Here is a 14,329-nt window from a genome sequence, read left to right as displayed (position 1 = left end):
CCCGCATACGCGGAAGCATGGATTGCTTCGCTTCGCTCGCAATGACGGTGGACTAGCTGGCCGCGCCGGCCTTGCGCCGCAAATGATAGGTCAGCGCCAACCCGACGCAGTGGCGCAGCTCGGCCTCCGGCAGCTTGCCGGCGACATCGAGCAGGATGGCGCGGTTGCCGCTGTAGCTCAGCTCGGGATAGAGCTCGCGGAAGGTCTCGACCAGATTGGTCTGGCAGTGGAAGTAGACCGCGACCTGGTCGGTCGCAGGTTTCACCTGATCGATCCGGATCGTGCTGCCGCTGCCGGTCTCCGGCGTCAGATAGCTCGGCTGCCCCCATTTCAGCGTCTCTTGCAGCGCGCCGACGCCCTTGGTCGCCTTCGCGGTCTCGAAGATCAGCCGCCGCAGCGCCAGCAGCCTGGTCTTGACGGGGGCAGGGTAGGCGTCGAACAGCGCATCCGCCGATCTTGCCGTCGGTCGTCGTGTCGCCTTGCTGGGCGATCTTGCCGGCTTGCGCATCGCGGGCTCCGCGGGGAGGACGTGTCGCGTCTGTCTACCACAACGCCTTGAAGGTCAGATAGACCGCCATCAACGACACGAAGAAGATCATGGCGCTGCGCAGCCGCGCGCGATCGATGCGGTTGGCGGCGCGGGCGCCGAGATCGGTGCCGGCGAGCAGGCCTGCGGTCACGCCTGCCAGCACCGGCCAGGATGCGAGCGCGCCCTCGTTCCAATAAATCCAGGCCGACGGGATCGTGGTCGGGATCAGCGACATCACGAGGCTCGCCATTTGCGCTTGGTGCTGCGGCACGGCGAGCACGGCGCTCAGTCCGACCACGGTCGCCAGTCCGCCGCCGATGCCGAGAAAGCCCGACGACAGGCCCGCCAGCAGCCCGACGATGAGCAACGCCGGCGAGGATATGTCGCGCCCGGCGCCGTCGGGCTCCTTCTGGTCGTTTCCGCCGCGCAGGATCAGCATCGCGTCGAGCGCGACGAGATAAGCCACGTAAGTCCAGCGCAGCGCGGGCTCGGCGACATGGTTGGCGGCGAGCGCACCGGCCGCGCCGCCGGCGACGAAGCCGACAGTCAGCAGAACGATCCAGAGCAGCGGCGTGCGGTTGCCGCTCTGCCGATAGCGCCTGATGCCGGTGAGGCTGGTCGGCGGCACCTGTGCGACCAGCGAGATGCCCTGCGCGACGTGCTGGCCGGCGCCGAGCAGCAACACCGAGAACACCACCAGTCCGCCGCCGGGGCTGACGCCGAGCAGGCCTGCGGTCAGGCCGCCGGCAAAGCCGGTGACGATGCCGAGCAGGAGGTCGTGGATCATCGCCGCGTCCCCGTCAGCGCTTGGCGGCAAGGCCGGCGAGGAAGATGTCGAAGGCGTGCATGGCCTCCGCGGTCGAGACGGTCTCGCCCCACAACCGTTGCAGCACGATGCCCTGGAACATCGCGACCATCGCCCGTGCCGCGCCGCGCGGCTGCACATTGCGGTCGATCGCGCCGCTCTTCTGGCCGCGCCGCAGCAGGTCCACGATCATGGCGATCGGCTGGCGGATGCCGCTCGTCACCTGGTCGCGCACCACGTCGTCGCGCAGCGCCTCCGCCCAGAGCTGCAAGGCGACGCGGCGGGCGCGCAGGCCTTCCTCCTTCTGCAAATCGCCGAGAAAGCCGCGGGCGATCGCCCGCAGGCTCTGCAACACGTCGTCCGATTGGTCCTTCACCGCGAGCAGCGCGCTGTCGCGGCCATGGCGGCTTTCGCCGATCGCCTGGATCAGTTCCTCCTTGCCGGCAAAATGCCCGTAGATGCAGCCGGCGCTGAGCCCGGACTGCTTGATCACGTCCTGGATCGTGGTCTGGTGAAATCCCTGGCGCGCAAAGCAGATCTCCGCGGCCTGCAATATCTCCTCGCGGCGGATCGCAAGTGTTTCGGGCTTCACCTTCGGCATGGTCGGTCCTTGTGTTCGCCGCCACGCGGTGGCCGGGCTTGACGATCATCGCCCGCGATTATAAAGAACGAATATTCGTTTTGTAAAGAAAGGGTCAATCGGCATGATCGGTTTTGCAAAGCTGCTGTGGCATCCGGGCGCGGGCGAGATCGCCCATGTCGAGCTGCCGTCGATCGGCGCGCGCATCGCGTTCCTGCTCGCGTCGTTCGCGATCGTGCTGCTGTTCGAGGCTGCGTTTCCGCTGTTCGGCTACGCGCGCGGTGACCGGATGCGCAACATCGGCCGCAACGCTGCCATCACCGTGATCTTCCTCAGCGTCAACCTGCTGCTCAGCCCGCTGTCGCCATTGGCCGTGCAATGGACGCTCGATGCGAAATTCGGCCTATCGCACTGGCTCGGCCTGTCACCGCTGAACCAGCTGCTGCTCGGTCTCATCGGGCTCGACCTGTTCGCCTATTTCGCTCACGTCTCGATGCACAAGCTCGGCTGGATGTGGCGCTTCCACCGCATGCACCATGCCGATCGCTTCGTCGACGTCACCACCGCCTTCCGCGAGCATCCCGGCGAGACGCTGTGGCGGATCGGCTGGCACATCTCCGGCGTGATCGTGTTCGGTACGCCGGCCTGGGTGCTGGTCAGCTATCTGACGCTGTCGGGGCTCAACGCCCAGTTCGAGCACGCCAACATCCGCCTGCCGGAGCGGCTCGACCGCTGGCTGCGGCTCGTCTTCGTGACGCCGAACATGCACAAGATGCATCATTCGCGTCACCAGCCGGAGACCGACAGCAATTATTCCAATTTGCTCTCGATCTGGGACCGGATCGGCGGCACCTACAACCGCGGCCCGCGGTTCGCGGAGCTGCGCTACGGCCTCGACGGTTTCGACGATGCCGAGAAGCAGTCGCTGCCCGGGCTGCTGAAGATGCCGTTCATGGCCAAGTGGGGACAGTCCGAAGCAGGGCCGGACAACAAGCAGCGCGGGTCGATCGATCGCTCGGCGCCGCCGCCCGTGCTGCCCTGGCCGTGATCACGCTCCAGTACTGCTGCGCCATAAGCCGAGGCGTACGCTTCCTGACCCGTCATCCTGAGGTGCGAGCTCTTGCGAGCCTCGAAGGGTGCACGGCCCCGCTGGTGGCCGTCGACCCTTCGAGGGCCGCTGAAGAAGCGGCCACCTCAGGGTGACGGATGACGGGTTAAGGTGCCTTACGACGCGCTAGAACTAAGCCGCGTTGCGCAGGCCGGCGAGGAAGGTATCGACGCTGTGCGACAGCGCCGAGGCGTGATCGCCGAGCTCGCCGGAGGTCTCCAGCACATTGCCGGTGAGGGCGCGCGATTGGCCGGCGGCCTGGCTCGCGCCCGCGATATTGCTCGAGACTTCGCGGGTCCCGGAGGAGGCCTGCTGCACGCTGCGGGCGATCTCCCGCGTCGCCGAATCCTGCTGCTCGACGGCGGCCGCGATCGCGGTCGCGATGCCCGAGATCTCGCGGATGGTGCCGCTGATGTCGCCGATCGCGCTGACGCAATTGCCGGTGGCGGACTGGATCGCGCCGACCTGGCCGGCGATCTCGTCGGTCGCCTTCGCGGTCTGGCTCGCCAGTTCCTTCACCTCGGCGGCGACCACGGCGAAGCCACGGCCGGCCTCGCCGGCGCGGGCGGCCTCGATGGTGGCGTTGAGCGCCAGGAGATTGGTCTGGCTGGCGATCGCGCTGATCAGGCGCAGCACGTCGCCGATCTTCTCGGCCGACGCGGCAAGGCTCGTCACCATCTCGGTGGTTTCCATCGCCTTGGCCACGGCATTGTCGGCGACGCGGCTCGAATGGGTGACCTGGCGGCCGATCTCGGTGATCGACGAGGCCAGCTCTTCCGTCGCGGCCGCGACCGCATTGACGCTGGCCGACGCCTCCTCGGACGCGGCGGCGGCCGCCGAGGTCCGTTCCGAGGTGCCGTTGACGCTGGTGGCGATCTCGCCCGCGACGCGCTGCATCGCGCTCGACGACTGCGCGACGGCTGCGACCATGCCCTTGACGTCGGCCTCGAACCGGTCGGCCATCTGGCGCTGCAACGCCTGCTTGTCGGCCGCCGCCTTGACCTTGTCGGCCTCCTGCGCGTCGCGCAACGAGGAGGTCTCGATCATGCTGCGGCGGAACACGTCGACCGCCCGCGCCATGGTGCCGAGTTCGTCGCGGCGCTCGCTGCCGGGGATCGTGACGCTGGTGTCTCCGCTCGACAGCCGGTTCATCACCGCGGTGATCGCGGCCAGCGGCCGCGACAGGCCGCGGCCGAGCAGGAACGCGAGCAGCACGGCAGCCGCCAGGATCGCGACCACGCCGAGGATCAGGTTGCGCTGCGCGCTCGCGGCAGCCGCCGCATAGTCGCTGGTATCCTTGATGATCTCGAGCACCGCGACCGGCTGGCCGGCATAGTTCTTGATCTGGCCGAGATAGAGCTCCACGGCGTGGCCGTCGAGCATGGCGTCGCGCAGCACGACCGCGCCGTTCATCACGCTCTTAAGCTCGTCCGGGGTCGCGACCGCGGCGTCGCCGAAGGTGGACGACAGCCGCTTGAAGCTCTGGCCGTCGAACGAGTGCACAGCGAGGTCGATGCCGAAGCGCTTCTTGGCGCGGTCGACGAATTCCTTGCCGAAGGCGACGCCGATGTCGACATTGCCCAGCGTCTGGCCGTCATGCACGACCGGGGTCATGCCGAAGATCGAAAGCGCCTCGCGGCCGGGCTCGACGCCGACGATCGGCTTGCCGGCCTTGATCGATTCCACCACCGTGGTGCGCCGTGTGGAGGCGTCGTCGCCGAAGGTCTTCGGCACGTGGACCCGGTAGAAGCTGGTCGCCGGAGCCTGCCAGAACGAAATCAGCGGGATGCCCTGCGCCTTGATTGCGGCCCAGGGGGCGCCGAGCAGCTTGCCGAGGCCGTCGCGGTCGCCCTTGGCGATGGCGTCCTCGACCGGCGGCAGCGCGGCGATCACGGCGGAGACCGCGAGCGCGGTGCGACCTTCATAGTCGATCGCCGCGATCACGCTGTCATATTGCAGCTTGAGCTGCTGATCGAGCGCGAGCCGGGTCAGCGCCCGTTGCTGGCTGATGGAGAAGCCGCCGAGGATCGCGCAGGCGACCGCAACGGTCAGTGAAATCGCCAGAATCAGGCGGGCGGCAATCGATCGAAGCGTGAACATGGGACCAGCGGAACTCCAGGCATTAGCGCCGGCCGCACAATCCCAGAAAAAGCTTAACAACCGTATGTTGCGCTGCCAAAAAATCGTGCCGGGAGAATCGTCGCCAGCCTACTTCCGTACCTTGCGTCATGGGTGGGCGAGGTACGACCCGGCTGCCTGCCCAGTGATTGCCGTTTGGCGATGCCGCGGCTAATCTTTCGATTTCCCGGAATGTGCGCAAAGTTTTTCGAACGCATCAAGCCCGGGACGGCTAGGTTGTCGGCGCGCGGAAGATTTGCGCGAAAATCATTGTGATCAAGCGCAGACATTCCTGCCCTCAAAGCATTCAGGTCGGCCGTTTTGGCGTTTGTCAGGAGGCAATCTTGATTTCCTCGAAAAGGTATTTGATGCGCGCATTGATCCTGCTGGCAATCGCGATTCCCGCCAGCGGCGATGCTCTCACGCAGGGTGTTGTTGGCTCACCCGTGGCGCAGGCTCATGATGAGCTTCCGGCCTGGGCCTTCCTGTGGGACCCGACCGTTCAGGTGCCCCCGCCCAGCGACACGCCCATCAAGCTTCCAGGTAGCGACGTCATGTTCAGTTGGAAACAGGCGCGCGACCTCTTCGTTGCGCCTGACTGGCATCCGGATGACCATCCCGCGATGCCTGACATCGTCGCGAACGGCCGCAGACCCGAGATCCGCGCGTGCGGATCATGCCATCGTGTCGAGGGAACCGGCGGACCCGAAAATGCAAGCCTCGCCGGTCTGCCAGTCGCATATTTTGTCCAGCAGATCGCCGACTTCAGAAGCGGAGCGAGAAAGATGTCGGGCTCTCAGAGGCCTTCGACGCAACTGATGCTGGCGTCGGTCAAGGGCATGACGGACGCCGACATTCGTTCCGCTGCGGAATACTTCGCCGCGCTGGGCCGCAAGCGGATCGTCAAGGTCGTGGAGACGGAGATGATTCCGAAAACAGGACCGTCGCGTCTGTTTTACGTCAAGAGCCCGGAGGGAGGACTCGAACCACTCGGCCAGCGCATCGTCGAGATGCCCGATGATACCGACCAGTTCGAACTTCGCGACTCGCGAGCGACGTTCACGGCTTACGTCCCGGTCGGCAGCCTGGCCAAGGGAGAGGCGCTCGCAAAGACCGGCGGAGCCGGCGCGACCGTCGCCTGCAATCTCTGCCATGGACCGGACTTGAAGGGCGCTGACATCGTTCCGGCCATCGCGGGGAGATCGCCGACCTACATCGTGCGTCAGCTCTACGAATTCCAGCACGGCGGCCGATCGGGAGCCGCAAGCGCCCCGATGAAACAAGCTGTCGAAAAGCTTTCGCCGACGGACATGATCGCACTGGCCGCCTATGTGAGCTCGCTCGATCCGTAACCGACGCCTTTGCAGTTCATGACTGCACGTGCTGACCCATGATACCCAGGCCAATTCGTCGCCTCAGTGCGACATTCCATTCGCTGGCGACCGCCCGTCAATGCGGCACCGGTCGTCCCGATACGGCTGACGAAGAGGTTGCATTCGTCGCACGAACGAGCCGGCCACTTGATTTAAAGACCGATTGGTCTATATTTGCTCGATGAGCAACCGAACCCCCGCGCCATTGCCCCGCGGTCGCCCGCGGAGTTTCGATGAGGACGCCGCCATCGAACGCGCGATGGGCGTGTTCTGGTCGCGCGGCTATCATGCCACGGCGCTGCCCGACCTTCTGCGTGCGACGAAGCTCTCGCGTGGCAGCCTCTACGCTGCTTTCGGCGACAAGCACTCGCTGTTCCTGCGCGCGCTCGACCGTTACATCGACGATGCCGTGACACGGTTGAATGTCGAGCTTGATCCTCGCAAGGATCCGGTGGACGGCCTGCGGGCCTACCTTGCCGGATATGTCGACCGCACGAGCGGCGCCCATGGCCGGCGCGGATGCCTGGTGATCGCCACGGCCATGGAGCTGGCCGGGCGTGACGCCGACGTCAATCGTCGCATCGCAGGCTTCTTCAGGGTCATGGAAGCGCGGGTGGCGGATGCGCTGTCACGCGCGAAGGCCGCGGGCCAGTTGGCCGATGGTGTCGATCCTGCAAATGCGGCCCGCATTCTCGTCTGTTTCGTTGAGGGGCTGCGCGTCATCAGCAAAACGGCGTCCGCCGGAGACATCACGCACGCCGCCGCCGACGCTCTGCTCGATCGTTTCATCAGGTAGGCAAATCCGGGTCCCGTCCCCGCAATCGGCTCGCCGATATCTGGACCGATCGGTCGTTAAAGGAGAATGCAATGTCTGCGATCCAGATGGCCTGCGCGGTGGCCGTTCCCCTGATCTGGGGTTACCAGTTCGTGGTCATCAAATTGGGCGTTACGGAGTTCCCGCCGTTCTTCTTCCTGGCGCTGCGTTTCCTGGCCACCGCGCTGCTGCTGATTCCGTTCGTCAAAAAGCCCACGCGTGACCAGTTGCGTCCGATCGCGGCGATCTCGTTCTTTCTCGGTGGGCTGAATTTCGGGCTGTTCTATGTGGGTCTCGGGCTCGGCTCGGGAAGCATGACGGCTGTCGCATATCTGCTCTCCACGCCCTTCACGGTGCTGTTGGCCTGGCCGCTGTTGGCGGAGCGGCCGTCGCTCACGACCCTCTCCGGGGTGCTGCTCGCATTCGCCGGCGTCCTTGTGTTGAGGGCGGAGCCCGGCCTGTCGGCAAACGGGTTGCCGCTGCTGCTGGTGGTCGGAGCGGCCTTCGCCTTCGCGGTCTCCAACGTCCTGACCAAACGCTACGGCCCATTTGATCCCTTGATGTTGATGGGCTGGTCGTCGCTGTTCACGGTGCCGCAGGTGATGCTGATGTCGCTGCTGCTTGAATATGGCCAACTGGCGAGCCTCGTTGCCGCGGATGAGCGGGGGTGGCTGGCGCTCGCCTACACGATCTTCATCGGGGGAATCGTCGGATTCGGTCTTTGGTTCTGGCTGATCGCGCGCTGCTCCATGGGCCGCGTCGCCCCCTTCGGTCTGCTGCTGCCGGTGTTCGCCCTGATGTCGAGCGCCTTGTTCCTTGGCGAGCCGATGACCCCGAAGTTGATGATCGGTGCGCTGCTGGCGATCTCAGGTGTCGCCTTGACCCAGTTCAGGCCGAGCGCGCGAACGGTTTGAATACGAAAGCGCGCTCGGGCCGCACATCATGTGGTCGCGTGCACGAGATGGTCCGATACCGTCGAGACGAACGCGCGAAGACGCTCGAGACGCCGCAGGTCCCGGTGGTATCCCATCCAAATGTCTCGCGCTGGCGGCGGCGTTGGCAGTTCTAGTCTGCGGATACCCGGGATCTGGTTGCCGACCACGCGGGGCAGGACGGCGATGCCGACGCCTTGCCTGCACATGCGCCCCTGGACGTTGCGGTTGTTCGATCGAAGGACCGGTCTCGCGTTGGGGAAACTCTCGATCAGCCACGCGATGTCAGGGAAATGGCCCGTGGATGTATCATGGGTGATCAGCCGGAAACCGGCCCCATCGCCATAGTTGGGATCAGCCGCCTCCTCGGCGATGTAGACGCCGTATTCAAGCCTGAAGAGCCGCCGCTGAATGACATCGGCAGTGTCGAACGGAACGATGCGAAAAGCGACGTCGGCCTCCCGTTGCGCAAGGTTGACTCGGCGCGTGCCGGTCAGGATCTCGACGTCGACATTGGGGTAGGCTTTCGAGAAGTCCGCCAGGATAGGAGGCAGGACATAGGCCCCGAACCAGTCCGCTGACGTGATGCGCAGACTGCCTTTGAGATTTTGCTCCTGCCCCGCAAGCCGGCGCTCCATGCCCAGCGCGCCTTCTTCCATCTGCTCGGCCAGCGCGATGATCCCATGGCCCTCGTCGGTCAGAACAAGACCGTCCGCTGTGCGCTGGAAGAGGGTGTGACCGATTGCCTGCTCAAGTGCGCGAAGGCGCCTGCCGACGGTCGGATGGCTTGTCCGAAGAGAGCGCGCGGCGCCGCCGAGCGTACCGGATCGCGCAATAGCAAGAAAGATTCGGACGTCACTCCATTCCATCTCGACACCCACACAAAACTGAACGCCGACAGTACAGTTATGTCAGTTAAAGAACAAATCTAAGCACCTAGGTTCCTGCCATCGCCCGGCAGCCTGCGTCCGATCCGGCGCAGGGCTCTGACCCGGACAACAGGAGATGGAACATGCAGATCGGCTTCATCGGTCTCGGCAGTATGGGCTCGGCAATGGCCCTGAACCTGGTGAAGGCAGGCCATGATGTTCGGGCCTGGAACCGGAGCAAGGTCGCCCAGGAAAGCGTTCCCGGGGTGACGCTGCTCGAGCTTGCGGCTGATGCATTCGAGGCTGACGCCGTCTTCACGATGCTGTCCGACGACTCGGCCATTCGGGAGGTGATCCTCGATGCCGGCTTGTTGGCAAGCGCGCAACCAGGGCTGACCCATGTCGTCACCTCGACGATCTCTGTCGCTTTTGCGCGGGAATTGGACCTCCTGCACGAAGCGGCGGGCCTCGGCTATGTGTCCGCACCGGTCCTTGGTCGACCGAACATAGCCGCGAGTGGCCAGCTCAACATCCTGGCGGCCGGGAAGGCCGATGCAATTGCCGCGATCGAGCCGCTGCTCGCCCCCGTCAGCAAAAAGGTCTGGAAGTTGGGGGAGAACCCCGCTCGGGCGAATACGGCAAAGCTCGCCTGCAACATGATGATCGCCATGGCTATCGAGGCGATGGCTGAGGGTGTCGTGCTGACCGAGAGCGTCGGCCTCGACCGTGCGGATTTCTTTCAACTCATCCTGGGCACCCTGTTCTCGGGCCGCGCCTATGAGAGCTACAGCGCCCAGATCACGGAACGATCGTTCGAGCCGGGTTTCAAAGCCAGGCTCGCTCTCAAGGACATGCGCTTGGCGACCGAGGCCAGCAACGAGATCGGACGCACGCTCCCGATGCTTGAAGCTGTCCGCGAGGGGCTCGGCAAAGCTGTCTCGGCGGGCCTCGGGGAGAAGGACTGGTCGATCATGGCCGATATGACGGTTCGGGGCGGCGACGGCGTCGCGGCGTCTGAAAACAACGCGGAGAAGAGGCAATGAACTTGGCGCATCACAGGCTTGAGCGCGGGCCACGAGCTACGTTTGAGCGTCAACATCTGACTGGAAGGCGATCATGATCGCAACTTTGAAGGGGTTTACCCAGCAGCTGGTGCCGGTGAACGGCATCAAGATCAACGCCGTCACGGGAGGCTCAGGGCCGCCGATCCTTCTGCTTCACGGCTGGCCGGAAACATGGTGGGAATGGCACAAGGTGATGCCCCTGCTGGCCGAGCATTTCAGCGTGGTGGCCATCGATCTGCGCGGCGCGGGCTTTTCCGACTGTCCGCTCGACGGCTATGACAAGGCGACGATGGCGCGCGACGCGCATGAAGTGATGGTTGCCCTTGGGCATGAACGCTACGCCGTGTGCGGACATGACATCGGCGGAATGGTCGCCTTGCCGCAGGCCGCCATCTATCGGAAGGCTGTTACACACCTGGCCGTCCTCGACGTTCCGCTTCCCGGCTGGACCGGATGGGAGACGACGACCGCAAGGCTCTGGCACTTCAGCTTCCATATGAACCGGGACCTGCCCGAGCGTCTGATTCATGGTCGTGAATATGACTATGTTTCGACCTTCATGGCGGAGCGGTTCTACGATCACAGCACCTTCAATCCGGCGGATATCGAGATCTACGCCAAGGCGATGGCGCTTCCTGGCCGCACGCGTGGCGGCATGGAATGGTACCGCGCCTTCGCCGCCGACCATGCGACTGCGCTCGAGCACAAGAAGCAACCGCTCGAGATACCCGTGCTCGGCCTGGGTGGGGACCAGCGGTTCGGTGCGCAGATGGTGCCGATGCTCAAGGAGTTCGCCACCAACGTGACGGGCGGCTCGATCGCGCGGTGCAGCCACTATGTCGCGGACGAGCGGCCGGATGAAGTCGCAGCCGCCCTGATCGAATTCCTCAAGGCCAATTGAAACTCGGCGCCGGCGCCGTCGTGGGCCGGGCAGATCACGAGGCTGCGGGCGAATGCGCCCGCAGCGATCGCGATGGATCGAATAGATAGCAAAGGAGAACTGTCATGACCGCACCCGTCATTCGCGGCGTCAATCATATCGGCATCACGGTGCCCGACATCGAAGCAGCAAAATCGTTCCTGGTGGAGGCTTTCGGCGGCCAGGTGATCTACCAGTCCTTCGGACCCCAGGATCCGCCGCGGCAGGGAGCCGAATTCGAGCGGGCCGTCGGCGCTTTTCCCGGCACGGTCGTGCGCGCGCAGGCGATGGTCAAGATCGGAACCGGACCCGATATCGAGCTCTTCGAGATGCACGGTCCCGAGCAAGCCAAGCCGATCCGGGCGAGCGACTTCGGTATCACGCACTTCGCTCTCTACACCGACGACATCGACGCATCGGTCGAGCGTTTCGAGAAGGCGGGAGGCACAGCTCTCACCGCGCCGCGCGCTATTCCCTATGCAACCGAGAAAGGTCCTGGAAACAAGGTCTGCTACTGCCGCATGCCGTGGGGCACGACGATGGAATTCATCACCACGCCGGACCGCATGGGCTATCATGACCAGACGGATCTGCGCAGGTGGCAGGACGAGGGCTGAGCAGGGCGCGAACAGAGACCCGCATCGATTAAGTCGCGGCGATGCTGACGCTGCGCAAGGCTCGACGAGCGCGCAGCCGCGACGGCTGCCGTGACGGATCGACCGCGCCGGCTACCGCGAGGTTTCCGGCACAAAGGGTTCTAGATACGTTGTTGTTACGCTCGACTTCGATCGACCAAGCCCTCAAGGCCTGGTTCACTGCAAGGTTGACCCCTATACACTGGGCTTAGTTGACACTGAGGCGTCAAAACTTTCGAGCGCCCAATTCGCTGTACAGGAGGGCACATGCGCGGCGGCGATACAATTGCCGCTTACTAGCCCGCATGACCTTTGGGGCTGGATACGGCTTCTTCTTCTCGGCTCCATGTACGCAGCGATCATCGGATCTGTCTTTGGCTTCGCTGTGCTGCACGACTACGTTTGGAAACGCGGAAATCCCCACCAGACCGTGACCTGAGCGTGTGCATGAACATGCCGCATGGCCCGTAGCCGAAGGTCCACTCGTTCGCCTGCACGTCAGTTCGTTTGTTCCGAGCGGAAAACTCCGCTCGGTTAGACCGCTCTTGACGGCTTTTGATGCCGTGGTCACCCGGCGATGTCCGGTTCGGAGGCAGAGCCTACATGGCGGATGTGCGAGCACCCCGCCCCGGTTCAGTCTGATCACCGCGCCTTAGCGCGTCGTCGGCGGCGCTGCGAGATTGCCCGCCAGGATCGCCTTGCCGGCGTCCTCGTATTGGGTGTCGCGGGCCTGGATCTGCTGGGCGATCGCGTGCATGTCGCGAAACCGGCGTTCGAACGGGTTCTTGGCGAACACCGCCGTCGCGCCCGACATGTGATAGGCGATGTCGACCACGGACGCCGACTGGTGGATGGTCCAGGTCGAGGCGATGCGGATCGCGATCCGGTGCGCCTCGGTGATCGCGTCGCCGCGGGCGAGGTCGCTCCAGACCTCGCGGGCGGTCGCATAGAGATAGGCGCGCGCCGCCCGCAGGCTCGCCTCGGTGCGGCCGATCTGGCCCTGCACGGCGTTGTTGTCGCGCATCGCCTTGAGGCCTTGCGGGGTCTTCGCCCGGGCAAGCTCGGTCGCCGCATCCAGCATGGCGCGCGCGACGCCGAGCGAGGTGGCGGCAAAGCCCATGCTGAACACCATGTTGGTGGAGAGCTTGTAGAGCGGCCCTGGTTCGCGGCACGCGGCCGGGTCGTCGCGCAACGCGGCGAACTTCTCCGGGATGAAGAGATTGTCGACCGAATAGGAATCGGTGCCGGTGCCCTTCAGGCCGATCACGTCCCAGACGTCGTACATTGTCGCTTGCGACATCGGGAACAGGATGGTGCGGATCTCCGGCGAGCCGTCGGCCTTCTTGCGCGGCGAGCCATCAGCCTCGACGACACGGACATGGGCGCCGAGCCAGCTCGCCTGCCGCGAGCCCGAGGCGAAATCCCAGCGCGCATTGGCGCGGTAGCCGCCGGGCTCGGCGCGGACCTCATGGGCGATCGCGCCCCAGGCCAGGATGCCGGGTGCGGTGTTGAAGATCTCGTCGGCCGCGTCGGGCTCGAGATAGGCCGCGGTCATGGCGCAGACACTGCACTGGCCGAGGCACCAGGCGGTCGAGGCATCGGCCTTGGCGATCTCCTCCTGCATCTGCATGAACGAGTCCAGCGTCGCCTCGGCGCCGCCGAACCGCTTCGGCAGCAGCGCGCGATACAGCCCGTTCTCGATCAGTGCTGATGTGACAGCCGGCGTCAGCCGCCGCGTCCGTTCGATCTCGTCGGCTTCGGCAATGATCAGCGGCGCCAGCGCGCGTGCCCGCTCGACAAGGTCTACTCCCTGCGGCTTGTTCATGCGTGTCCTCGGCCCGTTCTGACATTCTTGTTGGGGGCGCGCGTGATGGTGGCTCATCCCAAAGGGGAGGGCAAGGCGGGATAGCCCCGACGCAGATCAGCTATCCGTCACCGATGCGCGCCGGGATGGCAAATGCGCCCGCGCTCAGGCGGCGGCGTGGAAGTCTGATGAGATCAGGTCGAGCTGGAGCGGCGTCAAAACTTCAGCTCTCCCTTGGGAGAGGTCGATTTTTGCGCAGCAAACCGGGTGATGGGTTGCGGTCCATCGAGAGAGCAAGAGCCCTCAGCCGCACTGCCAGGCCCGCCCGATCGGCGTCCAGGTCCAGCACGGGCCAAAACTGCCGCCATTGTAGCGGCCGCGGTAGAAGCCGGGGCGGCCGAAATAGTGCCAGTCGCCGCCATACCAGTATTCCGGCGAATAGTCCGGGTAGCCGCGGGCGGCGCCGCGCGGGCCGAACACCGGAATGGTTTCGTTGCGCGGCTGCCGGTAGCCGGGCAGGAAGCCATAGCCATGCCAGCGGGTGCTGCTGTGCCGCTTCTTCGAGGAGGCGGCTGCGCTCAGGTCAGGCTGCAGCAGTGCGAGGATGACGATCGAGAAGGTGAGAATGCGCAACATGCGCGGAGCTTAGTCGGGCCGCCCGGCGATGGCGATTCAAATCATGGTGCGTTTTGTTGCTGCGACAAGAATGAGCAACAGGTGCGGCAGCGCGTCGCGCTAGCCACCTCTCCGGCTCCTTTGCATGGGGTTGTTTTCGCGAT

14 protein-coding genes are annotated in these 14,329 nt (G+C 64.9%); 7 read left to right on the top strand and 7 right to left on the bottom strand.

What is annotated here, in order from left to right; all coding sequences use genetic code 11:
• Positions 1-52: 52 nt before the first annotated feature.
• From ACVW17_RS04480 to ACVW17_RS04470, 3 genes are read right to left on the bottom strand one after another with little or no spacing between them, the layout of a single operon-like run.
• Positions 53-508, bottom strand: a complete 456-nt coding sequence (locus ACVW17_RS04480) for a DUF1801 domain-containing protein (protein ID WP_456750824.1) — start codon at positions 506-508, stop codon at positions 53-55.
• Positions 509-542: 34 nt separating this feature from the next.
• A complete protein-coding gene (locus ACVW17_RS04475; protein WP_456750823.1) occupies positions 543-1,316 on the bottom strand; it encodes a sulfite exporter TauE/SafE family protein in 774 nt (257 codons plus the stop codon).
• Positions 1,317-1,329: 13 nt separating this feature from the next.
• Entirely contained in the window at positions 1,330-1,935 is a 606-nt protein-coding gene (locus tag ACVW17_RS04470; RefSeq protein WP_456750822.1) for a TetR/AcrR family transcriptional regulator, read from the bottom strand.
• 103 nt (positions 1,936-2,038) lie between these two features.
• On the opposite strand from ACVW17_RS04470, the gene ACVW17_RS04465 reads away from it, so the two are divergent.
• Positions 2,039-2,962, top strand: a complete 924-nt coding sequence (locus ACVW17_RS04465) for a sterol desaturase family protein (RefSeq protein ID WP_456750821.1) — start codon at positions 2,039-2,041, stop codon at positions 2,960-2,962.
• 192 nt (positions 2,963-3,154) lie between these two features.
• On the opposite strand, the gene ACVW17_RS04460 is transcribed toward ACVW17_RS04465, so the two are convergent.
• The gene (locus ACVW17_RS04460) at positions 3,155-5,122 is read right to left on the bottom strand and encodes a methyl-accepting chemotaxis protein (RefSeq protein WP_456750820.1); all 1,968 of its coding nucleotides are present in this window, start codon (positions 5,120-5,122) and stop codon (positions 3,155-3,157) included.
• Positions 5,123-5,484: 362 nt separating this feature from the next.
• On the opposite strand from ACVW17_RS04460, the gene ACVW17_RS04455 reads away from it, so the two are divergent.
• From ACVW17_RS04455 to ACVW17_RS04445, 3 genes are all read left to right on the top strand, one after another.
• A complete protein-coding gene (locus ACVW17_RS04455) occupies positions 5,485-6,492 on the top strand; it encodes a c-type cytochrome (protein WP_456750819.1) in 1,008 nt (335 codons plus the stop codon).
• A gap of 280 nt (positions 6,493-6,772) precedes the next feature.
• The gene (locus ACVW17_RS04450; protein WP_456750818.1) at positions 6,773-7,309 is read left to right on the top strand and encodes a TetR/AcrR family transcriptional regulator; all 537 of its coding nucleotides are present in this window, start codon (positions 6,773-6,775) and stop codon (positions 7,307-7,309) included.
• Positions 7,310-7,380: 71 nt separating this feature from the next.
• Positions 7,381-8,241 carry a DMT family transporter gene (locus ACVW17_RS04445; protein WP_456750817.1) on the top strand — a complete coding sequence of 287 codons (861 nt, stop codon included), beginning with the start codon at positions 7,381-7,383 and terminating at the stop codon, positions 8,239-8,241.
• Positions 8,242-8,267: 26 nt separating this feature from the next.
• Here ACVW17_RS04445 and ACVW17_RS04440 read toward each other — a convergent pair whose 3' ends face one another.
• Entirely contained in the window at positions 8,268-9,128 is an 861-nt protein-coding gene (locus ACVW17_RS04440) for a LysR family transcriptional regulator (protein ID WP_456750816.1), read from the bottom strand.
• Between the two features lie 143 nt (positions 9,129-9,271).
• Here ACVW17_RS04440 and ACVW17_RS04435 point away from each other — a divergent pair, with 143 nt between their 5' ends.
• The 3 genes from ACVW17_RS04435 to ACVW17_RS04425 all read left to right on the top strand — a co-directional run bounded on the left by ACVW17_RS04435 (position 9,272) and on the right by ACVW17_RS04425 (position 11,728).
• Positions 9,272-10,171 carry an NAD(P)-dependent oxidoreductase gene (locus ACVW17_RS04435; protein ID WP_456750815.1) on the top strand — a complete coding sequence of 300 codons (900 nt, stop codon included), beginning with the start codon at positions 9,272-9,274 and terminating at the stop codon, positions 10,169-10,171.
• Positions 10,172-10,244: 73 nt separating this feature from the next.
• Entirely contained in the window at positions 10,245-11,093 is an 849-nt protein-coding gene (locus tag ACVW17_RS04430; RefSeq protein WP_456750814.1) for an alpha/beta fold hydrolase, read from the top strand.
• Between the two features lie 104 nt (positions 11,094-11,197).
• Positions 11,198-11,728: a VOC family protein gene (locus ACVW17_RS04425; RefSeq protein WP_456750813.1), complete on the top strand. Its 531-nt coding sequence runs from the start codon at positions 11,198-11,200 to the stop codon at positions 11,726-11,728.
• Positions 11,729-12,398: 670 nt separating this feature from the next.
• Here the strand turns inward: ACVW17_RS04425 and ACVW17_RS04420 are convergent.
• Together ACVW17_RS04420 and ACVW17_RS04415 are read right to left on the bottom strand one after the other, a co-directional pair.
• Positions 12,399-13,571 carry an acyl-CoA dehydrogenase family protein gene (locus ACVW17_RS04420; RefSeq protein WP_456750812.1) on the bottom strand — a complete coding sequence of 391 codons (1,173 nt, stop codon included), beginning with the start codon at positions 13,569-13,571 and terminating at the stop codon, positions 12,399-12,401.
• Between the two features lie 282 nt (positions 13,572-13,853).
• Entirely contained in the window at positions 13,854-14,186 is a 333-nt protein-coding gene (locus tag ACVW17_RS04415) for a hypothetical protein (protein ID WP_456750811.1), read from the bottom strand.
• Between the last annotated feature and the right edge of the window lie 143 nt (positions 14,187-14,329).

This window comes from Bradyrhizobium sp. USDA 4473, from assembly GCF_054063335.1.
Note: the sequence above shows the minus strand (reverse complement) of the source record. Positions and strands in the feature narration are given on the sequence as shown.

Excerpts from the sequence above, each read along its gene's own strand:
- ACVW17_RS04480 (WP_456750824.1), bottom strand. The coding sequence starts at position 508 with ATGCGCAAGCCGGCAAGATCGCCCAGCAAGGCGACACGACGACCGACG.
- ACVW17_RS04475 (WP_456750823.1), bottom strand. The coding sequence starts at position 1,316 with ATGATCCACGACCTCCTGCTCGGCATCGTCACCGGCTTTGCCGGCGGC.
- ACVW17_RS04470 (WP_456750822.1), bottom strand. The coding sequence starts at position 1,935 with ATGCCGAAGGTGAAGCCCGAAACACTTGCGATCCGCCGCGAGGAGATA.
- ACVW17_RS04465 (WP_456750821.1), top strand. The coding sequence starts at position 2,039 with ATGATCGGTTTTGCAAAGCTGCTGTGGCATCCGGGCGCGGGCGAGATC.
- ACVW17_RS04460 (WP_456750820.1), bottom strand. The coding sequence starts at position 5,122 with ATGTTCACGCTTCGATCGATTGCCGCCCGCCTGATTCTGGCGATTTCA.
- ACVW17_RS04450 (WP_456750818.1), top strand. The coding sequence starts at position 6,773 with ATGGGCGTGTTCTGGTCGCGCGGCTATCATGCCACGGCGCTGCCCGAC.
- ACVW17_RS04445 (WP_456750817.1), top strand. The coding sequence starts at position 7,381 with ATGTCTGCGATCCAGATGGCCTGCGCGGTGGCCGTTCCCCTGATCTGG.
- ACVW17_RS04440 (WP_456750816.1), bottom strand. The coding sequence starts at position 9,128 with ATGGAATGGAGTGACGTCCGAATCTTTCTTGCTATTGCGCGATCCGGT.
- ACVW17_RS04435 (WP_456750815.1), top strand. The coding sequence starts at position 9,272 with ATGCAGATCGGCTTCATCGGTCTCGGCAGTATGGGCTCGGCAATGGCC.
- ACVW17_RS04430 (WP_456750814.1), top strand. The coding sequence starts at position 10,245 with ATGATCGCAACTTTGAAGGGGTTTACCCAGCAGCTGGTGCCGGTGAAC.
- ACVW17_RS04425 (WP_456750813.1), top strand. The coding sequence starts at position 11,198 with ATGACCGCACCCGTCATTCGCGGCGTCAATCATATCGGCATCACGGTG.
- ACVW17_RS04420 (WP_456750812.1), bottom strand. The coding sequence starts at position 13,571 with ATGAACAAGCCGCAGGGAGTAGACCTTGTCGAGCGGGCACGCGCGCTG.
- ACVW17_RS04415 (WP_456750811.1), bottom strand. The coding sequence starts at position 14,186 with ATGTTGCGCATTCTCACCTTCTCGATCGTCATCCTCGCACTGCTGCAG.